Genomic DNA, 20842 nt, shown 5'->3' on the forward strand with positions numbered 1-20842 from the left:
GGGTCCGGCGGGTCAGGCGAACGGGGTGAAGATGAGCTGCGGTTCCTCCTCCTTGACCATGGGGACGGCGTACATGGCGTCGATCTGCGTGCGAACGTCCGGGTAGGAGCGGACGATCGCGTCGAACTCCTCCGGGGTGACGGTCAGGCCGGCGGCGGTCAGCAGGACCTCGACGGACGTCTTCGGGTCGGTGGTGGTGCTCACGCGGCGACCTCCAGGGTCATGGCGGGGACGGCGAGGTGGTGGGTGGTGATGCGCTGGTAGGCGTCGGCGGCCTGGAAGACGGTCGCCTCCTCGAAGGGGCGGCCGGCGATCTGCAGGCCGAGCGGCAGGCCGGTGGAGGTGAACCCCATCGGGATCGACATGGCGGGCAGCCCGACGGCGTTGAAGTAGGGGGTGAGGACGGTGGCCATGACGAGGTCGAAGTCCAGGCCCTCCAGGAGCGGGGCGGCGATCGTCGTGGTGGGCGTCAGCAGCAGGTCGACGTCGGTCATGAGTTCCGTGGTCGCCTTGACCGTCGCACGGCGCACGCGCTGCGCCTGCACGTAGTCGGCGGCCGAGAAGAGCGCCCCCTTGACGATCGCCATCCGGGTCGGGGCGCCGTAGTCGGCCCACCGGGCCTGCAGGTCCCCGCGGTGGTAGGCGAACGCCTCCGCGCAGAACCCGTACGCCGTCGCCGTCATGGCCTCGGCGAAGTTCGGCAGCGCCACCTCCACGACGTCGGCGCCGGCGGCTGCCAGCACGTCCACGGCGGCGCGGAACGCGGCGGCGTTCTCCGGGTCGAAGCCCGGGGTGTCGAGCAGGTGGGTGGCCACGCCGATCCGCAGGCCGGTGACGTCGCCGGTGAGGGCCGCGAGGTAGTCGGGCACGTCGACGTCGGCGGTCGTCGGGTCGGACGGGTGGGCACCGGCCATGACGCCGAGCATGAGCGCGCAGTCGCGCGCCGAGCGGGCCATGGGGCCGACGTGGTCGTAGGAGAACCCCAGCGGGGTGCAGCCGGACTTCGGCACCCGGCCGAACGTCTGCTTCATGCCGCTGATCCCGCACAGGGCGGCCGGGTAGCGCACCGAGCCGCCGGTGTCGGTGCCCAGGCCGCCGAGGAACAGGCCCGCGGCGACGCCGTTGCCGGTCCCCGAGCTGGAGCCGCCGGTCCAGCGCTCGGTGTCCCACGGGTTGCGCGGGATCGGGAACGGCTTGGACGGGTCCGGGCAGCCGACCGCGTACTCCATGGTCGTGGTCTTGCCGGTGACGATCCCGCCGGCCGCCTTCAGCCGCGCCACGACCACCGCATCGCCCTGCTCGCCGAACGCGGGGTCCATGACGAGGCTCTGCGACGTGGTGGGGGTCCCCTCGACGGAGAGGATGTCCTTGATGCCCAGCGGGATCCCCGCCAGCGGTCCGGGGTCGTCCCCCGCGGCGAGGGCGGCGTCGACCGCGGCGGCCGCCTCCAGGGCAGCCTCGTCGGTGCGGTGCAGGTACACCCCGAGCGTGGCGTCGAGGGCGTCGGCCCGGGCGATCGACGTGCGCACCAGGTCGAGCGCCGTGGTGGTCCCGGCGCGCAGGGCGGCGGCGGCGTCGGTGATGGTGAGCAGCTCGGCGGCGGGGGTCGTGGCGACGGCGGTCAGGGGTTCGGTGGCGGTCATGCGGGCGCTCCAGCGGTCGAGGGGGCGGTGGCGTGCAGGGGTCCTTCGGCGGGCCTGGTCAGGTGGTGGGTGGTGGCGGCCTGGAAGGCGGAGGCGAGGGCGAGCAGGAGGGGTTCGTCGTGCGGGCGGCCGGCGAGCTGCACGCTCGTGGGCAGGCCGTCGACGAGCGGTCCGGGCACCACGAGGGCGGGGCTGCCGGAGTAGTTGAACGGCACGGTCACGCGGCTGGCGACGTCGAGCCAGTCGACGAGGCCGTCGCCGGTGTCCACGAGCATGTCCGCGAGCTTCGGCGGGGTGGTCGTGGCCGCCGGGGTGACGAACGCGTCGAGACCGGCGGCCGCCATCACGGAGTCCAGCTGCTGCTGGAACACCGCCCGGTAGCGCAGCGCCTTGAGGTAGTCCGCGGCGTGCACGTACGGGGTGGCGGCGAGGATCCCGGCGCCCATGGCGTCGCGGTCCTCGATGAGGTGGGCGACGTCGGCGTGCAGCGACAGCATCTCCGCGTAGATGACGGTCCAGCTCGCGGCGGCGATGACGTCGACCTCCTCGAGCTCGACGTCGACGACCTCCACGCCCGTGCCCGCCAGTTCCCCCAGGGCGGACTCGTACGCGGCGCCGACGGCGGGGTGCATCCGCTCCTCGAACCACCCGCGCAACCGGCCGACCCGGCGGCCGGCGACGCTCGCGCCGATCGCCGCGGTGTGGTCGGGCACCGGGCGGGCGGAGCTCGTGGGGTCCCCGGCGCTGGCACCGCTGACGACGTCCATCACCAGAGCGGCGTCGGCGGCGGAGCGCGTCATCGGCCCGGCGTGGTCCATCGTCCACGACATCCCCATGACGCCGTCGCGGGGAACCCGGCCGTAGGTGGGTTTCAGCCCCGTCAGGCCGCAGTAGCTGCTGGGGATGCGGATCGAGCCGCCGGTGTCGGTGCCGATGGCCAGCGGCAGCATGCGGGCGGCGACGGCGGATCCCGACCCGGACGAGGATCCCCCCGTGGTCCGCTCCACGTCCCACGGGTTCCGGCACGGCCCGAACGTGCGGTTCTGCGCGCCACCGCACGCGAACTCGAAGGTGTGCAGCTTGGCGAGCAGGACGCCGCCCGCCTCGCGCAGCCGGGCGGCGAGCGTGGCGTCGGTCGTGGGGACGTGGTCGGCGTACAGGGCCGAACCGCCCGTGGTGCGGATCCCGGCGGTCGCGACGATGTCCTTCAGCCCGTACGGCACACCCTCCAGCGGCCGGGCGGTGCCGGCCGCCCAGCGCTCCGCGCTGCGTCCGGCGGCAGCCAGGGCGTCCTCCTCCAGCGGGGTGAGCACGGCGTTGAGGACGGGGTCCACCGCGGCGACGCGGTCCAGGCAGTCCTGCACCGCCTCCACGGGGGACGCCTCCCCGCTCGCGTAGAGGGCGAGCAGCTCGGTGGCGGTCAGGTCGGAGAGGTTCACGCGCGCACCTCCCCCGTGGCGTCGAGCCGGCGCAGCGCGTGCGCGGGTTCGATGACCTCGCCGACGTAGGCGAGCGGTTTCGCGCGCAGCGCGAGGAGCGCGGGGCGCATCGCGAGGGTCTGCGCCAGGCCGGCGGCGCGGCGCTCGTCGGTCCAGTCCAGCCCCTGGTCCGCGGCCATCGCGTCGACGAGGGCCCGGTCCGGCAGGGGACCGGGGTTGTCGGGTGCGCCGGGTGTGGTCATGGCAGTGCCTCCTCCGGTGTGGTTGCTGCGGTGCGTGGTGCGGTCTTCGGGACGAGGTGGGCGGTGGGGACCCGGTGGTCCGCGGCCGGCCGGGGCCGGACGGCGAGCGCGAGCGCACCGGTGGCGAGCAGCGGCACGGTCCACAGCCCCAGGGCCGTCGCGGGTCCGGTGAGTGCGAGCAGCCCCGCGACGAGGGCGCCGAGCAGCAGCCCGGTGTCGCACGCGATCCGGTACCAGCCGAACGCGCTCTCCAGCTGCTGGGCGGTGTCCAGGACCAGCGCCGCGGGGAGCACCCAGGTCGCCCCGACGGTCACGCCGAGCGCGGCGCACCCGAGGACGAACGTCAGGGCCGTCGTGCCCAGGCCGATGAGGGTCAGGGCGACCAGGCCCCAGGCGCAGGCCACCGCCATCGCGGCGCGCCGGTCCAGCCGCGGGGGCAGCCGGGACGCGGCGAGCATCGCCAGGACGTCGGCCACCCCCAGGGCGGTGAGCGCTACCAGGAGCGTCCCGGTGCCCAGGCCGTCGCCGGCGCCGACGAGGGGGACGATCGTCACGGCCAGCCCGCTGCGGGTGGCCTGGCCGGCGCCGCTGAGCAGCAGCAGCCGCCGGGGCGGGCGGGGGCCGTGCCGTTCGGGCAGCCCCAGCCGGGGCCGGTGCGCGTTCGGCTCGCCGCGCACCGCCGCGGCGGCGAGGACCGCTGCCGCGCCGGCGACCGCGGCCGCCGCGGTGAACGTCGCGGTCACGAGGTCACCGCCGGCGAGGGCGACGGCGAGGGCCGCGACCGGGCCGGCGGCGATCCCGGCGAACCACGCCGCCTGGAAGGAGCCGAACCCGGCGCCCCCGCCGGCTCGGCCCCGGCGGGAGGTCAGCGCATACCCGGCCGCCCCGGTGAGCAGTGCCACCCCGGCGCCCTGCAGGGCGCGTCCGGCGAGGAGCATCGGGTAGGCCGCCAGTGCGGCGAGGCCCGCACCCGCGGCGCACAGGGCGAGCGAGGCGGTCACGGTGCGGCGCAGCGGCAGCCTCGGGATCCAGCGGCTCCCGAGGAGGCCGAGCACGACCACCGGCACCTGCAGGGCCGCGACCGCCGCACCGGCGCCGAAGGCGGTGGCACCGAGGTCGACGGCCAGCACCGGGACGAGGGGGCCGGTGAGACCCAGGGCGAGGCCCGACCCGGCGGTGACGACCAGCAGGGTGGTGCGCCGCTGCGCCGCGAGGTTCACTCGACCGTCACGTCGGTGACGTCGACGAACCAGGACTGCGGTTCCACGAACCCCTCGACGTTCGCGGCGAGGACGCGCGGGTTGCGGTCGTTGACCACGAACAGCCAGGGCGCCTGCTCGGTGATGACCGCCGACGCCTGCGCGTACAGGTCGCTGCGGCCGGCCTCGTCGAGGGTCTCCTTGGCCTGCTGGAACAGCGCCTCCACCTGCGGGTCGTGCCAGCCGGTGACGTTGGTGACGCCGGTGCCGAGCCAGTTGTTCCAGAAACCCTCCTGCTGGAACGACAGGCTGATGTTGATGGCGCTGGCTCCTCCGGGGATGCTGCCGACGAAGTAGTCGGTGAGCATGGAGGCCCACTCGATGGGCTGCAGCTCGACGGTGATGCCGACGGCGGCGAGGTCGCGTTGCAGGGCCTCGTTCATCGGCCCCGGGATCATGTTGCCGGACCCGCTCGTCGGGTACGACAGGGTGGCGGTGACGCCATCGGCGTACCCGGCGTCGGCGAGCAACTGCCGGGCCCGGTCGGGGTCGTAGCCGTACAGGTCGTTCTCGGGGCGGTAGGCGGCGTTCGCCTTCGGGCACACCTGCAGGGCGGGTTCAGCGGTGCCCTGCAGGACGTTGTCGCACAGCGACTGCCGGTCGATGGCGTAGTTCGCGGCCTGCCGGACGCGCACGTCGTTCCACGGCGCCTGCGTGGTGTCGAAGCACCAGGGCCACACGTGGTCGTAGCTGTTCGTCTCGACCTGGAACCCCGCCTGCTCCAGCGACGGCACGTCGTCCGGCGGGGGGACCTCGATCCAGTTGACCTCACCGGAGCGCAGGGCGGCGACGCGGGTGGTGGTGTCCGGGATGGGGCGCAGGATGAGCGTGTCGACCGCCGGCGCACCGCCCCAGTAGTCGGCGTTCGCCGCCAGCTGCAGGCTCTGGCCACGCTCGGCGCTGACGAACGTGAACGGGCCCGTGCCGACGGGTCCCTGCCCGAACCCGTCGTTGCCGGCCTCCTGGATCGCGGTGGGCGAGCCCATGTAGACGGTGGTGAGGTCGGAGGGCAGGTAGGCCCAAGGGCCCGCGCAGTCGATGCGGAGCGTGAACTCGTCGACCGCGGTGGCCGCGGCGATGCCCGCGATGGACAGCCCCGCCTGGCCGTTGAGCTCCTGGTAGAAGAACTCGAAGGACGGGTCGGTGTAACGGCGCAGGTTGAACACGGCGGCGTCGGCGTTCCAGGGGGTGCCGTCGTGGAAGCTCACCCCCTGGCGCAGCGTGAACGTCCAGGAATCGCCGGCCTCGTTCGGCTCCCAGCTCTCGGCGAGCCCGGGCACCACGGGGGGGATGACGCTCCCGTCGGTGAGGTCGAAGCGGGTGAGGCCGTCGTAGAGCTGGTTGGCGACGAACCGCAGGCCCTCGTACCCCTCGTTCTGGGCCATGCCCGTGTCCAGCAGGGGGATGTCGCTGGCCGTCATGCCGATGACGAGCGTGCCCGCCCCCTGGCTGCCGCCGCCCTCGCTGGCCGCCCCCGGTGCCGAGCAGGCGGCGGCGAGGGTGCTGAAGCCGGCGAGGGACGCGAGGAGGACGTTGCGGCGGGTCGCCCCCGCCGCGGCGGGGAGCGGTTCGGGGGTGGACGGCGCGGTGTGGGCCACGGGTGTTCCTCTCTGGCGCTGAGCCGGTGCTCAGGCCGGGGACGGAGCGGCGAGGGCGGGAGGGGACGTGAGGTTGAGGTGGCAGGCGGCCAGCGAGCCGGCCGGGGTCACCTCCAGCAGGGGGCGGTCGGCGGCGCACTTGTCCATCACCCAGGGGCACCGGGTGCGGAAGGTGCACCCGGAGGGCGGGTCGGCGGGGTCGGGTGGCTCCCCGGTGAGGACGATCCGCTCGCCGGGTGCGCCGGGCGCCGACGACAGCAGCGCCCTGGTGTAGGGGTGGGCGGGGTCGCGGTAGAGGGAACCCGCCGTGGCCTGCTCCACGACGCGCCCCAGGTACATGACGAGCACGCGGTCGCTGATGTGCTCGACGACGGACAGGTCGTGGGAGATGAACAGGTAGGAGACGCCGAGGTCCGCCTGCAGCTCCGCGAGCAGGTTGAGCACCTGCGCCTGCACGGACTTGTCCAGCGCGGAGACCGCCTCGTCGCAGACGACGAGGTCGGGGCCGGTGACGAGGGCGCGGGCGATCGCGGCCCGCTGCAGCTGCCCGCCGGACAGCTCGTGCGGGTAGGAGTCGCCCTGCTCGGCCCGCAGACCGCAGCGGACGAGCATGTCGTCGACGGTGGAGCGCCAGGTGCGGCGGGCGACGCCGTGCGCGCGGAGGTTGAACTCCAGGGAGGAGCGGACGGTCAACCGGGGGTTGAACGACGTCTGCGGGTTCTGCGGCACCAGCTGCAGGCGACGGCGGACCTCCTTCAGGTCCCGGCCGTGGGCGCGCAGCACGTCGGTGCCCGCGAAGGTCACCGCGCCCCGGTCGGGTTGGAGCAGCCGCAGGACCATCTTGGCGGTGGTGGACTTCCCGCACCCGGACTCCCCCACCACGCCCAGGGTCTCGCCGCGGGCGACGGTGAAGCTGACGTCGTCGGCGGCGCGGGTGCCGTTGGGGAACGTCTTGGCCAGGTCGACGACGTCGAGGAGCTTCTCCCCCGCCGGGCCGGGCGCGCCCGCGGGGCTCACGCCGCCACCACCGGGTTCGCGACCGGGCAGGCGGCCCGGTGGCCGTCGGCGACCGGCAGCAGCGCGGGGGGCTGCGTCCGGCAGGATTCCTCGGCGAGTGCGCACCGGTCGGCGAAGGAGCAGCCGTGGAAGCCGGTGCCGGCGACGGGCGGGGACCCGGGGATCGCCTTGAGGTGCCCGCGTTCGCTCGTGGGCCGGGGGATGGCGTCGAGCAGGGCCTGCGTGTAGGGGTGCCGGGGGTTCTCCAGGACCTGCTGCGCGGGTCCCTCCTCGACGATGGAACCGGCGTACATCACCGCGACCCGGTCGGCGACGTCGGCCGCGACGGACACGTCGTGGGTGACGAGCAGCAGGGCGGTGCCGAGCCGTTCCTGCAGGTCGCCGAACAGGTCGAGGATCTGGGACTGCACCGTGACGTCGAGGGCGGTGGTGGGCTCGTCGGCGAGCAGGACGACGGGGTCGCAGGCGACGGCGATCGCGATGGCGACGCGCTGGCGCATGCCGCCGGAGAGCTCGTGCGGGTGGGAGCCGGCGACCCGCGCGGGGCTGGGGATGCCCACCAGGGCGAGGAGTTCCAGCGCCCGGGCACGGGCGGCCCTGCGGTCGTCGACCACGCCGTGCAGGCGCAGGACCTGCTCGAGCTGCCGGCCCACCGGGCGCAGCGGGTCCAGGGAACCGTTGGGGTCCTGCGGGACCATCGCGATCGTCCGTCCGCGCACGGCGCGCACGGCCGCGGGGTCCAGCTGCATCAGGTCCTCCTCGCCGAGCACCACGCTGCCGGTGTGCCGGGCGGAGGAGCCGTACAGCCGCAGGATCGAGCGGATCGTCACCGACTTGCCGCTGCCGCTCTCCCCGAGCAGCACCAGCGACTCACCGGGACCGACGCTCACGTCGACGCCGCGCACGGCGAGGACCTGTCGGCCGCCGCGGTCGAAGGTGGTGGTCAGCCCGGTGACCTCCAGGGTCGGGCCGGCGGTGGGCGCCGGTGCGCCCGGCCGGGCGGGGGCGGTGCCGGGGGTCTCGGTGGGGCTGGTCACGAGGCGTCCGTCCTCACGTTGAAGAAGTCGCGGAGGCCGTCGCCGAGGACGTTGAACGCCACGGAGACGACGAGGATCGCGACGGCGGGCACGAGCAGGAGCAGTGGTGCGGTGAACAGGTACTGCTGCATCTCGCTGACCATCACTCCCCACTCGGCCGTCGGCGGGGAGACGCCGAGACCGAGGTAGCTCAGCCCGGCCGCGTAGACGATGGACAGGCCGACCAGCGCGGTGGCGTAGACGGCGACGCCGGGGGCCACGTTCGGCAGGACCTGCCGCAGGGCGATCGACACCCGGCCCGCGCCGGAGACCTGGGCCGCCGCCATGAAGTCGGCGGACTTGATGCGCATCGCCTCGGACTCGGTCACCCGCGCCACCGGGGGGACGAGGATGACGGCCAGCGCGATGATCGCGTTGCTGATGCCCGACCCGAGCGCGGCGGCGATGGCGATGGCCAGCAGCACGGCGGGGAAGGCGTAGAGCACGTCGAGCGACCGCATGACGAAGGTGTGCACCCTCGGGTGGCCGAGGGCGGCGACCAGTCCGAGGACGATCCCGACGGCTGCGGCGAAGACCACCGGCAGCAGGCCGGCGAGCAGGGAGGGCCGGGCTCCGTGCAGCAGGCGCGTGAGGACGTCGCGACCCTGCCCGTCGGTGCCGAGCAGGTGCCCCGGGGAGCCGATCGGCTGGAGGCGTGCCGCGAGGTCGCCCTCCAGCGGCCCGTAGGGCGAGATCAGCGGGGCGAGCAGCGTGAGCGCCGCGACGACGGCGAGCACGACGGCGGACACCAGGGCCGGTGCGGGGAGCCGGCGCGAGCGCCGGGCGGTGCGGGGCCGGCTGACCGCGGCCGGGGCGAGCGCAGGTGCTTGGGTGGTCATGGTTCCTCCTGGCGGTGGGGCGGCAGGCGGGTCCTCGGTGGTTCCCGGGTGATCCCCGGGCAGGACGGACCGTCCGGTCCGGTGGGACCGGCGCGAGGAGTTCTCCGGGGAGGTGCGCGGGTGGGGGGCTACGCGCGGACCCGGGGGTCGATGAGGCTGTGCAGCAGGTCGACGACGACGTTGATGAGGACGAAGGCGAACGCCGCCACCATGACGCCGGACTGGATGACCGCCAGGTCGCGCTTGGAGATGGAGTCGAACACGAGCTGGCCGAGGCCGGGCCAGGAGAACACCGTCTCGACGAAGACGACACCGCCGAGCAGGTACCCGACCTGCAGGCCCGCCACCGTCAACAGGGTGGGGGTGGTGTTGTGGAAGGCGTGCCACAGGATGCGGCGCTCGCTGAGCCCACGGGCCCGGTAGGAGTCGATGAAGTCCATGCTCATCACGTCCAGGACGGTCGAGCGGAACATGCGGGCGATGATCCCCGCCGGCACCAGGGCCGCCGTGATCCCGGGCAGGACGAGGTGCCAGAGCAGGTCGCCCCACGTGCCCCCGCCGATCGCGGAGTACATCCCCGACACCGGGAACCACCCGGTGCCGTTGGCGAGCACGATGATGAGCAGCAGACCGATCGTGTACTGCGGGGTGGAGATGCTGAACAGCGCCAGGGCGTTGCTGACGGTCGCCGCCACCCTCCCCCGCCGCAGGGCCGCCACCGCGCCGAGCACCAGGCCCAGGACGACGGCCAGCACGGCGGAGAACGCGGTCAGCCACAGCGTGTTGACGAACGCGTCGGTCACCAGTTCCAGGACCGGGCGCTGCTGGGCGATGGACTGGCCGAGGTCGCCCTGGAGCATCGCGGCGAGCCAGCTCAGGTACTGCACCGGCAGCGGCCGGTCCAGACCGAGCCGAGCCGTGAGCGCCTCGCGCGCCTCCGGGGTGCTCGTGGGCCCGAGCATGCTCGCCACCGGGTCGCCGGGGATGATCTTGATGGTGGTGAACACCACGAGCGAGACGCCGAGCAGGATCGGCACGCTCAGCAGCAGTCGTCGTGCGAGGAACTTCGTCACTGTCGACCCCTCTTCCTCGGCATGCGGGAGACCAGAGCGAGCTTGTCGCTGCGCAACCGCCCGAAACCCATCTCGACGGGCCGGCCGGAACCGTCCAGGCTGATCCGGCGGAACAGCATCACCGCCCGGCCGGCGGGCAGGCCCAGCCGGAGCGCCGTGGGACCGTCGGCGTTCACCGCCTCGAACGCGATCTCGGCACTGCCCAGGTCCACCCCGCAGTTCTCCATGTGCTGGTAGTAGTCACCGGTGAACGTGCTGCCCTGCATGCCTCGTGCGTCGGACTCCCGCACGTAGCTGGAGGCGATGTGGTAGATCGCACCGTCCACGTGCATCTCGACGTCCAGGTGCCGCACCAGTTCGGTGGTGGAGATCTGCAGACCGGCGGCGATGGGTCCGGGAGCGGGCATCACGTCGACGACGGAGAGGCGACCGGTCACCGTGCGCTCGCGCCGGTAGTGCCGGCCGATGTCCGCGCTGAGCGTGTCCAGCGGGTGCATGGCCTGCCGGTCGACCAGGTAGGTGCCCGTCCCCTGCCGACGTTCCACCAACCCCTCGGTGCGCAGCATCTGCAGCGCACCGCGCACGACGCTGCGGGTGGTGCCGTACTCGAGCATGAGCTCGTGCTCACCCGGGAGCACGGAACCGGCGTCGAAACGGCCACGACGGATGTCCTCCCGGAGCAGGTCCCGGACGAGGACCACCCGGGGGTCCGTGAGGGGCTGCGGTGGGGCGGGAACCGCCGTCGCGATGGGCATGACCGAACGTTGGCCCGCGGGAGTTTCTATCGAATGTCTCGTCCGTGACGAGGAAGTTACGCCGCCCAGGAGCACCGCCACCCGCCCCTGACCTGCGAAGACGCTGCGCAGCGACGTCGATCGGCCGAGAACTGGCAGGACACGGCCCGCTTCGCCCGATCGGGTGGTGTCTGCTCAGGCTGCCGTGGCGGCGTGCCGAGGAACCGGCGTGGTCCCCCCCTCCTCCGTGCAGTCCGCCGGCCGCGGCGCCGCCGAGCAGGCGCGCAGGCACGCCGCGCGCGCCGAGGAGCTGCGCCGTGAACTGGCGCGGGTGGAGCGCGAGCAGCGCAACTGGGAGGCCGGGGCGGAGGGTGAACGCCTCGTCGCCGAAGCCCTCGCCGTCCTGGAGGCGGACGGCTGGACGGTCCTGCACGACGTGCGCTGGCCGGGCCGGCAGCGCGCCAACCTGGACCACGTCGCGATCGGCCCCGGCGGCGTCGTGGTGATCGACAGCAAGAACTGGACCGGTGCGGTGTCGTTCCGCGAGGACGAGCTGCGCGTCGGGAACCGGTCGATGGCGAAGGAGCTCACCGGGGTCGCGGCGGCGACCGCTGCCGTGACGGCGCTCGTGCCCGCCCGGCACCGCCGCGACGTGCTCGGGGTGCTGTGCCTGGTGCAGCAGCCCGTCGCCGCCCGCGAGGTGGGCGCGATCACCGTCGTCGGCCGCACCGCCGTCGTGGAGCTGCTGCGGGCCCTGCCGCCGGTGCTGACCGCGGGCGACGTCGCCCGCACCGCCCGCACCCTCGCGGCGGAGCTCGCGGGCCCCTCGTCCGGCGAGACACTCACCACCGCCGACGTGCCCGCGCCACGGTCGGCGCCGCGGCGCTCGGTACCGCAGCGTCAGGCGCGGCGGGCACCCCGCAGGACGGCACGGCGGCGGCACCCCGTGCTCCGGGCGCTGCTGCGCGCCGCGCTGGCCGTGGTGGCCCTCCTCGTGGCCCTGGCACTGGTCCAGAGCACCGCCGAGTCGCTCACCGAGCAGCTGCGGCAGCTCCCGGCGGGCACGCAGCAGCCGGCCACCGGCCCGTGACCCGCACCCGCGGGATCACGAGGTGATCGGGTCCGTCAGAGCTTGTCGAGCTTGAGCCCGTTCACGGACCGCTGCTCACCGGAGGAGAAGCGCACGTTGACCCAGCCGTCGGCTTCGGTGGAGGAGACGGTGCCCAGGCCGAACCGGTCGTGGGTGACGCGGTCGCCGGGGGCGAAGTCGTCCGCCTTCGGCTGGGGCGGTGCGGGCTGGAACGGGCTGGTCGGGAGGTGACGCCGGGTCGCACTCGCACGTGGTGACATGTCTCGAGTGTCCCCCAGGTCCGCGGCCCTGGGAACCACCGTCACCCGTTGGACCGGTCCGGTCCCTCAGTGCCCCTTGAAGGCCTCCGCCAGCCACCACGCACCGCCGTCGCTCGCGATCTTCGCGTCGACCACGAGCGGAGCGGTGCGGGGACCCGCCAGCCACACGTCGAGGGCGTCGAGGTCGGCGACCGTGCGGACGACGACGCCGTCGGCGCCGTACCCGCGGGCGATCGCCGCGAAGTCCGTGTCGGGGAAGGTCACGGTGGAGGTGTCCGCGCCGGTGGGGCCGAAGTGGTGCACCTCCGCGCCGTAGGCGGCGTCGTCGTAGACCACCACCACCAGCGGCAACCCCAGGCGCACCGCGGTCTCCAGCTCGGCGGCCGCCATGAGCAGCCCGCCGTCACCCGTGCCCAGCACGGGCAGCCGGTCCGGGCGCGCCAGCGCCGCACCGATCGCCGTGGCCAGGCCGAGACCGACGGACTGGAACGCCTGCGTGAAGCAGAACCCCTGCTCGTCGGGCACCGACAGGTAGGCGCTGGGGTACCCCATGAAGTTGCCGGAGTCCACGGCGACGACCCGCTCGGCGGGCAGGCGCCGGTCCAGCTCCCGGCTGAGGACCCGCGGGTCGATCGCCGTGGCGGTGGACAGGTCGTCGACCTCCACGTCCACCCACCGGCCCTCGCGGGCGATGCGCCCGGCGACCTGCGCGGTGCGGTACCCCGTGGCGGGTTCCGCGGGCAGTTCAGCCAGCAGCGCGGCGGCCGTCTGCGCCACGTCCCCGAGCACGCCGAGGTCGACCGGCCGGTTCACCCCCAGCGCGGCGTCCTCCAGGTCGACCTGCACGACACGGGCACCGTCACCGATCAGGGTGCCGTGCCGCATCGTCCACATGTTCAGCGTGCACCCCCACCCGACGACCAGGTCCGCGCCGCGCACGAGGTCAGCGGTGGTGGGTGAGGAGAAACCCCCGGAGATCCCCAGGTCGAACTGCTCGCCGTGGAACAGGCCGTTCGCGACGGCCGACGTCGCCAGCAGCGCCCCGCAGCGGGCGGCGAGTTCCCGCAGCACCGGCCCGGCGGAGCGTGCCCCGCGGCCGGCGACGAACACCGGCCGCTCGGCGGCGCGCAGCAGCGCGGCGAACTCCGCCACCGACCGGCGCCCCGGACGCATCGGCTCGGACACGGGGATCGGGGGAACCCTTCCCGGCGTGCCGTCCGGAACCGGTTGCGCCTGCACGTCCAGCGGAAGGTTCAGCACGACGGTGCGGCGCTCGTTGCGCGCCGTCCGCACCGCCCGCACCACGTCCGCGAGCGCGCTGGACGCCGAGTGCACCCGCTCGGGCACCGCGCCCACGCTGCGGGCCAGTGCGTCCTGGTCGATGCGGAAGTTCGACCGGACGGCGGCACCGGCCGTGTCGGCGGTCAGCACGAGCAGCGGCGTGCGGGACTTGGCGGCCTCCGCGACCCCGGTGACCGCGTTCGTCAAACCGCACCCCTGGTGGGTGGTGACCACGGCGAGTTCCCCGCTGGTGCGGGCGTACGCATCGGCCATCGTCGCCGCACCGCCCTCGTGACGGGCCGCGGTGAACGGCACGCCGTGCTCCACGAGGGCGTTCGTGACGGCGAAGTTCCCGCTGCCGACGACACCGAACGCCCGGGCGACGCCGAGCTGCGCGAGCGCCCGGCCGACCAGTTCCGCGACGGTCGGGTCCCCCACCGTCAGGACCGCTCGACGAGCGCGAACACGCGCGCCGGGCTGCCCGTGCCCCCCACCACGGGCAGCGGCGCGACGACCACCACGGCTCCCGTGACCGGCAACCGGTCGAGGTTCTGCAGCTGCGTCAGGCCGTACTTGTCGGCCCCCAGCAGGAAGTGGTGCGCGGGGAACAACGGGTCGAAACCACCCGCGGCTCCGGCGTCGATGCCGACGGTCTCCACGCCGTACCCGGACAGCTGCGTCTCCTCCGCCAGCCAGCGCGCGCCCGCCACGGAGATCCCCGGGGTGTGCGGGCCGGACTCGTCGGCATTGAGGAACTCCTCCTGCGATCCCGCGCGCGAACTCCAGCCGGTGCGGAAGAACAGCCACCCGCCGGCGGGGAACCTCCCGTGCTCGGCCTCCCACGCCCGCAGGTGCTCCGGTTCCAGCAGGAAGTCCGGGTCCGCCTGCGCCTCGGCGGTCTTGTCGACCACGGCGACGGGGCCGACGAGCCGGGCCGGTGCGATGCGGTCCACCGACAGCCCGTCCCGGCCGGTGATCCAGTGCACGGGCGCGTCGAGGTGGGTCCCGGTGTGCTCACCGGTGTGGATGTCGTTCCACGCCCACCCGGGCCCCGCCTCGTCGAAGTCGCTGACCTTCTCCAGGCTCAGCGGGATCGTGTTGGCGAACGGGGCGGGCAGCTGCAGCACCGGGGTGTCCGGGCTCAGCGGCGCCGTCAGGTCGACCAGTTCCACGTCGCCGGTGGACAGGGCGGACAGCAGGGTGGACAGCGTGCTCACGATCGGCCTCCCGGGGCTCTGGGTGGGCGCATCGTGGCAGAGGCGGGTGCGACGGCGGGCACCGCCGACCGTCAGGCCGCCTCGGGGACCGCCGCCGGCACGCACAGCCGCCAGCCGTCGCCGTGCCGCTGCACGTCCGCCACCACCACGTCGCCGGAGGCCGCCGACGCGTGCAGGGTGGCGAGCGCCAGCACCGACCCGTTCGGAGCCCGCACCCCCAGCACCAGCGGCCCCACCTCGGCGAGCCCCGTCCCCGCCGGCGGTGCGGCGAGGACCACCACCCGGTGCACGTCGCCCGGTGAGGCGTCCAGGTGCAGCCACACCTCCGCCTCCCCGGCGGTGTCCACGTCCAGCACGACGGTGCCGTCCAGGGAGGCGCGGGTGGTGCTCAGCGCGGCCCCCAGCGGCAGGCCGAGCGCGTCGAAGCGCTGCACGCCGACCTGGACGCGGTGCGCGGCGCGCGCCCACCGCACGTCCAGCAGCCACGGGCGCCCGCTCGGCGGCAGGTCCAGCACGTCCCCGGCTGCGAGGACGCGCCGCTCCACCGCAGCGGCGGGAGCTGGGGTGCTGCTGCGGCGCGGCGAACGGGGGCGGGGAGGCGGCGGCTCGGTGGAGCATCGGGTCAGCGGCAGGTCCAGGTCGTGCGCCGCCGCCGCGTGCAGCGCGTGCCGCAGCACCTCCACGAGGACGCGGGTGTCGTCCTCCGCGTCGTGGGCGCGCAACTGCTCCACCCGCCAGTGCGCGGCGAGCGTCGCCAGCTTCAGGTCGGGCACCGGCAGGTCGAGGCGCTTGGCGAGGTTGCGGGTGCACAACCGCTGCTCCACGGCCAGCTCCACCCCGGCGCGCCGCATCTCGGCGGCGACGAACCCCCAGTCGAAGACGGCGTTGTGGGCGACGAACACCCGCCCCGCGAGCAGGGCGGCCAGCTCCTCGGCGACGTCCGCGAACAGGGGCGCGCCGCGCAGGCGCTCGGGGGTGATGCCGTGCACGTGCACCGGCCCCGGGTCGCGCTGCGGGTCCACCAGCGTGGACCAGGACGACTCCACCGCGCCGTGCTCGTCGAGCAGCGTGACCGCGACCTGCACGACGCGGTCCTTCGCCGCGGAGAAGCCGGTGGTCTCCACGTCCAGGGCTGCGTAGCGGTGCGGGTAGCGCGCGCCGATCGACGTCGGGGCCTGCCTGCCGTCGGGGAGGGCGGGGCCGGGGTGCAGCGACGTCATGGTGGATCTCCTAGCGTGGGGAAGTACCACGACGGTGCCACGCCGGTCGGACACCCGGCGGGCAGCGACACGGCACGTCCTCGCCCACTCACCCGATCGGTGACGTAGCGTCCACCGGTGAGCACGATCCCGGAGCCGCTGGAGGTCGGCGCCCGCGTCGCCGAGCTGCTCGCGACCGGCCGACGCGTGTCCACCTACAAGCTGGCCGCCCTCAGCGCCCTCCTGCAGCACTGCCTGGAGCACCCCACCGCCCCCGACGCGCCCCTGCGGGTGCCGATCGGCGACCTCGCCGACCGGGTGGTCGACCTGTACTGGCCGCAGGTCCGCACCTTCTCCGGCGTCGGAGTGCTCCGCCAGAACGAGCAGTCGGGGCGCTCGCTGCCCGACGCGGTGCGCGAGCTGCGTGCCGATGCGGACGCCGCGGGCCTGACCACCCCCGCCCAGCTGCGCGCCGCCGACCCGGACCGGTGGGCCCGCCACCGCCGGGCCGTCGCCCAGACGCTGGCGCAGCAACCGCTGTTCGCCCTGCAGCGCACCGGCACCTCCGCCCCCGGCACCCCGTTCCTCTACGACGACACCTGGCTGCACAAGAAGATCACCGTCGCGGAGCTCGACGCGCACGGCTGGGCGGTCGAGCTGCACCCCGGCGTCGCCACGGCCCTCGCCCGCGTCGCCGGGCTCCTGCAACCGGTGCTGCAGCAGTGGTGGGTCGCCGACGTGCAGCGCATGAACGCCGCCGAGCTCGACGCCCCCGACCTGCACGGGTTCCTCTTCGGGGCCGCCCGCACAGCCGTCGCCCGCCTCGCACCCGCCCTCACCGACCTGCAGGCCGGCCGGTGCTTCTACTGCGGCGGCCCCCTGCGCGCCGGCACCCACGTCGATCACGTGCTGCCGTGGTCGCGCGTCGCCATCGACGGGGTCGTGAACCTCGTGGTCGCCGACGCCCGCTGCAACCTCGCCAAGTCCGCCACCCTGCCCGCCGTGGAACACGTCACCCGCGCCCTCGCCCGCGACGACACCGACCTGCGGGCCGTCGCCGAGCCGCTGCGCTGGCCTCTGGAACGTGAACGGGTCACCGGCGCCGCGGCGGGCCTGTACGGCACCAGCCCCGCGGGGACACCGCTGTGGCGGGCGCCGGGCGTGTTCGACCTGCTGCACCCCGGTGGCGCCGCCCGGTTCGTCGCTTGAGCGGGGTTTCCCACAGCCGAACGGGTGACAACCGCCGCGGACGTCCTCCGGGCCCTACCGTCCCCGGGTGCCCCTCGCCGCCCGCGCCCCGCTCACCTGCGCCGCCACGGCGCTCGCCCTGCTCGCGGCGTGCGGCACGGACGAGACGGTCACCCCTCAGCCGACACCGTCCGCCCCCGCGCCTCCCGCGAGTTCCGCACCGGTCACCCCGGAGGCCGCCCCCGCAGTGACCGCGACCGCGGTCGCGGAACCGTCGCCCACCACGGCCCGTCCCACGTTCCCCGTGACGGAGTTCACCGAGGACGACGCCATCGCGTTCGCGGCGCATTACCTGAAGACTCTGAACCACGCGCACCTCACCGGCGACTCCGCAGCCATCCGCGACATCAGCGAGGCAGACTGCGGTGCCTGCCAAGACGACGCCGAGGTCGTCGACGTTGCTCACGCAAAGGGGATCACTTGGGAGAACCGGGAGGTTCGATTCAGATCCGCTTATGTTGAGCACTTCGACCCAAAGTCTGGGGAAGCTGGAGTTCAGTTGCAGATGGACGTTCCATCGGGTCGCCTCGTGAACGCTGACAACACCACACTGGCCGACCTCCCTGGCACAGAGTTCAGCGGACTGATGCAGCTGAAGTTTCACAACGGGCGATGGCGAGTATGGGAGATGCCTCGATGAGTCCCCGGGCACGACTCATACTCTCTGCGCTCGTTTACACGGCGGCTATGTCAAGCGGAACCGAAGCGATGGCTGATATTCGTGGACCGTCTTGGAGCAGCGCGGTCGACGAGTCCGAGATTGTTGTCAACGGGTCAGCGGTAAGGCCCGGGAAGAACTATGCCGAGACCACGGGCAATGGGCGTATCCCCTCCTCTACCGCTCTCACCCGTGAACACACCCTCACCGCCCCCTGCGCAGGCCCCGACGGCCCCGACGACCCCCGCGGCGGCGCAGACTCCGCGTGCAGCGCCTCGGCGGTCTGCGGTCCCGGCGAAGTCTTCCTCACGGACTGGAGCCGCCCCGTGGGCGGCGGAGCGTGGAAGCGCGGCGGCAGCTCCTGCCGCCCCACGACCACCGCGGTCGGTGAGCCGGTGGTGCTGCCGACCGTCACCGTGGAGGACGTGCGGCGCGTCGGCCTGCCGCCGTCCACCGCGAACCTGCAACCCGCCGGTGGGCACGTGGTGCTCAACGTCCCGGTGAACGTGTACGCGCAGGCCGCACCGGTGACGCGGCAGGTCGAGGTGCTGGGTTTCCCGGTGACGATCCGGGCGACGCCCGAGGCGTTCACGTGGACGTTCGGCGACGGCGGGGCGCTGGGCCCCACGGCCGACCCGGGCGCGCCCTACCCGGCGATGTCGACGACGCACACCTACACCCGCCCCGGCACGTACCCGATCACCCTGACGACGACCTACTCCGCGGAGTACGCGATCGCCGGCCTGCCGTTCCAGCCCGTGGACGGCACCGTGGACGTCTCCGCACCGGCGGCGACCGTCACGGCCCACGAGGGCACGACCGTCCTCGTCCGGTGAGGTCCTCAGCGCACCGGGCCGGTGCTGGCGCGTTCCGCCACCCGAACCGGGGGCCCGGGCCGCGGCCCGACGGTTCCGCGCAGCAGCAGGTCGAGGACCGCGTCACCGAGCCGCACCCCGTGCTCGTGGACGTCCACGTTCAGCGCCGACAACCCGGGCACGGCCATCTCGCACAGCGGTGAGTCGTCGCACGCCAGCACGCTGACCGCGCCGGGCACGTCGACACCGCGGCGTGCCAGGTCCTCCGTCGCGGCGACGGCCATGACGTCGTTGTCGAACACCAGGGCGGTCGGCGCCACCGGTGACCCCAGCAGTTCCCGCGCCGCCGCCACCCCGCGGGCGGCCGTGTAGTCGGCTTCGACGCAGCGGACGTCCAGGCCGCTGCGCACGGCCTCCTCGCGCATGCCGGCGGTGCGTTCCTGCGTGTGCACGAGCTCTCCCGGACCGGCGACGCGGCCGACGACCCGGTGCCCCAGGGACGCCAGGAGACGCAACGCCGCGCGCATCGCACCGGCGTCGTCGGTGACGACGCTGCTGAACGACGCGTCGGGGTGGTGACCGGCGAGCACGGCCGGCAACCCGAGCCGCCGCAGCTCGACGGGCCGGACGTCGCCCACGGTGAGGTTCACGACGACGACCGCCTCGACGGTGCCGTGACCGGCCCACCGCCGGTACGTCTCCACCTCCGCGGCCTCGTCGGCGACGACCAGCAGGAGCACGCTGCGCCCCTCGGGGCGCAACCGCGCCTCCATGCCCCCGACGAGTTCCATGAAGAACGGCTCCACGCCCACCCGGGGAGCACCGCCGGCCAGCACCAGGCCGACGAGCCCGCTGCTGCCGCCCACCGTCCCCGTCGCCCGTCGCACCGGCCGATTGTCCACCCCCCCGTGACCGCTCCCGGACGCCCGCACGGGGCGGGTGGCATGCTTCCGTGGTGTCCGAGACGGAGGTGCCGGTGCCGCGCCGCACGAGCGCCCGGGAACGGGTGCTCGACGCGATCCGCGCGCGTGAGCAGCTCAGCCGCGTGGAGATCGCGGCGATCACGGGTCTGACGGAGGCGTCGATCTCCACCACGGTGCGCCGGCTCATCGCCGACGGCCTGCTCGTGGAGACCGGTCGCACCCCCACCGGCGGCAAACCGCGCACGATGCTGCGCCTCGACCCCGGCGCGCGCACCGCCGTCGGGATCCACGTGGACGCGACCACCACGACGCTCGTGCTGACCGGGCAGACCGGCGGCATCATCTCCCGCACGGCGCGCCCCGCCCGGGTGAGCGCCGCCGAACTGGCGGCGGACGTGGCGGTGCTGCTCGAGGCGACCGGTGCGGACCGCCGCCGGTGCCTGGGCGTGGGGCTGGTGCGGGCGGAGCGGTCCACGCCCGTGCCGGAGGACCTGGTGGCGGACCTGGGGCGGGAGACGGGCTGGCCGGTGCTGGTCGAGAACGATGCGACCGCCGCCGCCGTGGGTGAGTACTGGGTGGCGCGGGTGGACGCCCGGCGTTCCTTCATCGCCCTGTACATGGGGGCGGGCATCGGTTCCGGCATCGTGCTCGACGGGCGCCCCCTGCGCGGCCGCGGCCCGGGCGCCGGGGAGTTCGGGCACGTCTGCCTGCAGGTGGACGGCCCGGAGTGCTGGTGCGGCGCCCACGGGTGCCTGGAGGTGCTGGCAGGTCCGCGGATGGTCGTGGCACGGGCTCGCGAGGACACCGCGACCCGCCGGGAGGCCGGTCTGACGCTGCGGACGGTGGCTCCCGTCGCGCAGGAGTTCGCCGCGATCGCCCGCGCCGCCCGCACCGGCGCCCCCCGGTGCCGTGCGCTGCTGCAGGACTCGGCGCGGCTGGTGGCCGCGGCCGCGGAGTCCGCGGTGAACCTGCTCGACGTGGACCTCGTGGTGCTGACCGGCCCGAGCTTCGCGGTGGCCGCGTCCCTCTACGGGCCGGCGATCACCGAGCGGCTGTCGGCCGCGGACGCGCGCACCTGGCACCGCGACGTCACCGTCACCGTCTCCAGCGCCGCCGCGACCGCTTCGGCGACGGGGGCAGCGGCCCTGGTGCTGCAGCAGCACAACCTGGGGGACTGAGCCCGGCGCTGTTACGGTTCCCGGGACACTGCGGGCCGATCAGGAGGGCGAGC

The 20842-nt window shown here is 74.3% G+C and carries 21 protein-coding genes; 5 read left to right on the forward strand and 16 right to left on the reverse strand.

Annotated elements, in window-relative coordinates:
• Positions 1 to 12: 12 nt before the first annotated feature.
• The 11 genes from V9U69_RS17250 to V9U69_RS17300 all read right to left on the reverse strand — a co-directional run bounded on the left by V9U69_RS17250 (position 13) and on the right by V9U69_RS17300 (position 10941).
• The gene (locus V9U69_RS17250; RefSeq protein ID WP_337063091.1) at positions 13 to 204 is read right to left on the reverse strand and encodes a hypothetical protein; all 192 of its coding nucleotides are present in this window, start codon (positions 202 to 204) and stop codon (positions 13 to 15) included.
• On the reverse strand, positions 201 to 1643 hold the full coding sequence (locus V9U69_RS17255) for an amidase (protein ID WP_337063092.1): 1443 nt from the start codon (positions 1641 to 1643) through the stop codon (positions 201 to 203). Before V9U69_RS17255 ends, V9U69_RS17250 begins: the two co-directional genes overlap by 4 nt.
• Positions 1640 to 3082, reverse strand: a complete 1443-nt coding sequence (locus tag V9U69_RS17260) for an amidase (protein ID WP_337063093.1) — start codon at positions 3080 to 3082, stop codon at positions 1640 to 1642. The genes V9U69_RS17255 and V9U69_RS17260 overlap by 4 nt, the downstream gene beginning before the upstream one ends.
• On the reverse strand, positions 3079 to 3324 hold the full coding sequence (locus V9U69_RS17265) for a hypothetical protein (protein ID WP_337063094.1): 246 nt from the start codon (positions 3322 to 3324) through the stop codon (positions 3079 to 3081). Before V9U69_RS17265 ends, V9U69_RS17260 begins: the two co-directional genes overlap by 4 nt.
• On the reverse strand, positions 3321 to 4544 hold the full coding sequence (locus V9U69_RS17270; RefSeq protein ID WP_337063095.1) for an MFS transporter: 1224 nt from the start codon (positions 4542 to 4544) through the stop codon (positions 3321 to 3323). Before V9U69_RS17270 ends, V9U69_RS17265 begins: the two co-directional genes overlap by 4 nt.
• The gene (locus tag V9U69_RS17275; protein ID WP_337063096.1) at positions 4541 to 6181 is read right to left on the reverse strand and encodes an ABC transporter substrate-binding protein; all 1641 of its coding nucleotides are present in this window, start codon (positions 6179 to 6181) and stop codon (positions 4541 to 4543) included. Before V9U69_RS17275 ends, V9U69_RS17270 begins: the two co-directional genes overlap by 4 nt.
• Positions 6182 to 6211: 30 nt before the next feature.
• A complete protein-coding gene (locus tag V9U69_RS17280) occupies positions 6212 to 7198 on the reverse strand; it encodes an ABC transporter ATP-binding protein (RefSeq protein WP_337063097.1) in 987 nt (328 codons plus the stop codon).
• Complete coding sequence (locus V9U69_RS17285) at positions 7195 to 8235, reverse strand: ABC transporter ATP-binding protein (protein WP_337063098.1); 1041 nt, start codon at positions 8233 to 8235, stop codon at positions 7195 to 7197. The genes V9U69_RS17280 and V9U69_RS17285 overlap by 4 nt, the downstream gene beginning before the upstream one ends.
• Positions 8232 to 9113: an ABC transporter permease gene (locus V9U69_RS17290; protein ID WP_337063099.1), complete on the reverse strand. Its 882-nt coding sequence runs from the start codon at positions 9111 to 9113 to the stop codon at positions 8232 to 8234. Before V9U69_RS17290 ends, V9U69_RS17285 begins: the two co-directional genes overlap by 4 nt.
• A 128-nt stretch (positions 9114 to 9241) precedes the next feature.
• Positions 9242 to 10186 (reverse strand): ABC transporter permease, encoded by a 945-nt coding sequence (locus V9U69_RS17295; protein WP_337063100.1) that lies wholly within the window; start codon positions 10184 to 10186, stop codon positions 9242 to 9244.
• Positions 10183 to 10941, reverse strand: a complete 759-nt coding sequence (locus tag V9U69_RS17300; RefSeq protein ID WP_337063101.1) for a GntR family transcriptional regulator — start codon at positions 10939 to 10941, stop codon at positions 10183 to 10185. The genes V9U69_RS17295 and V9U69_RS17300 overlap by 4 nt, the downstream gene beginning before the upstream one ends.
• Before the next feature lie 208 nt (positions 10942 to 11149).
• Here V9U69_RS17300 and V9U69_RS17305 point away from each other — a divergent pair, with 208 nt between their 5' ends.
• Positions 11150 to 12010, forward strand: a complete 861-nt coding sequence (locus V9U69_RS17305; RefSeq protein ID WP_337063102.1) for a nuclease-related domain-containing protein — start codon at positions 11150 to 11152, stop codon at positions 12008 to 12010.
• Between the two features lie 35 nt (positions 12011 to 12045).
• Here V9U69_RS17305 and V9U69_RS17310 read toward each other — a convergent pair whose 3' ends face one another.
• The 4 genes from V9U69_RS17310 to V9U69_RS17325 form a co-directional block, all read right to left on the reverse strand.
• Positions 12046 to 12270 (reverse strand): hypothetical protein, encoded by a 225-nt coding sequence (locus tag V9U69_RS17310; RefSeq protein ID WP_337063103.1) that lies wholly within the window; start codon positions 12268 to 12270, stop codon positions 12046 to 12048.
• 66 nt (positions 12271 to 12336) lie between these two features.
• On the reverse strand, positions 12337 to 13989 hold the full coding sequence (locus V9U69_RS17315; RefSeq protein ID WP_337063104.1) for a thiamine pyrophosphate-binding protein: 1653 nt from the start codon (positions 13987 to 13989) through the stop codon (positions 12337 to 12339).
• Positions 13990 to 13991: 2 nt separating this feature from the next.
• A complete protein-coding gene (locus V9U69_RS17320; RefSeq protein ID WP_337063105.1) occupies positions 13992 to 14768 on the reverse strand; it encodes a cyclase family protein in 777 nt (258 codons plus the stop codon).
• 71 nt (positions 14769 to 14839) lie between these two features.
• On the reverse strand, positions 14840 to 15988 hold the full coding sequence (locus tag V9U69_RS17325) for an exonuclease domain-containing protein (RefSeq protein WP_337063106.1): 1149 nt from the start codon (positions 15986 to 15988) through the stop codon (positions 14840 to 14842).
• Positions 15989 to 16105: 117 nt separating this feature from the next.
• Between V9U69_RS17325 and V9U69_RS17330 the strand changes: the two genes are divergently transcribed.
• From V9U69_RS17330 to V9U69_RS17340, 3 genes are all read left to right on the forward strand, one after another.
• Positions 16106 to 17176: an HNH endonuclease gene (locus V9U69_RS17330; protein ID WP_337063107.1), complete on the forward strand. Its 1071-nt coding sequence runs from the start codon at positions 16106 to 16108 to the stop codon at positions 17174 to 17176.
• Positions 17177 to 17243: 67 nt separating this feature from the next.
• Positions 17244 to 17855, forward strand: coding sequence for a DUF6318 family protein (locus V9U69_RS17335; RefSeq protein ID WP_337063108.1), 612 nt, complete (start codon positions 17244 to 17246; stop codon positions 17853 to 17855).
• A 344-nt stretch (positions 17856 to 18199) separates the two neighbouring features.
• Positions 18200 to 18709: a PKD domain-containing protein gene (locus V9U69_RS17340; RefSeq protein WP_337063109.1), complete on the forward strand. Its 510-nt coding sequence runs from the start codon at positions 18200 to 18202 to the stop codon at positions 18707 to 18709.
• A 5-nt stretch (positions 18710 to 18714) separates the two neighbouring features.
• Here V9U69_RS17340 and V9U69_RS17345 read toward each other — a convergent pair whose 3' ends face one another.
• The gene (locus V9U69_RS17345) at positions 18715 to 19575 is read right to left on the reverse strand and encodes a LacI family DNA-binding transcriptional regulator (protein ID WP_337063110.1); all 861 of its coding nucleotides are present in this window, start codon (positions 19573 to 19575) and stop codon (positions 18715 to 18717) included.
• 68 nt (positions 19576 to 19643) lie between these two features.
• On the opposite strand from V9U69_RS17345, the gene V9U69_RS17350 reads away from it, so the two are divergent.
• The gene (locus V9U69_RS17350; protein ID WP_337063111.1) at positions 19644 to 20789 is read left to right on the forward strand and encodes an ROK family transcriptional regulator; all 1146 of its coding nucleotides are present in this window, start codon (positions 19644 to 19646) and stop codon (positions 20787 to 20789) included.
• Positions 20790 to 20842: the final 53 nt, after the last annotated feature.

The sequence above is a fragment of the Kineococcus sp. G2 genome, assembly GCF_037154035.1.
Classification (GTDB): Bacteria; Actinomycetota; Actinomycetes; order Actinomycetales; family Kineococcaceae; genus Kineococcus.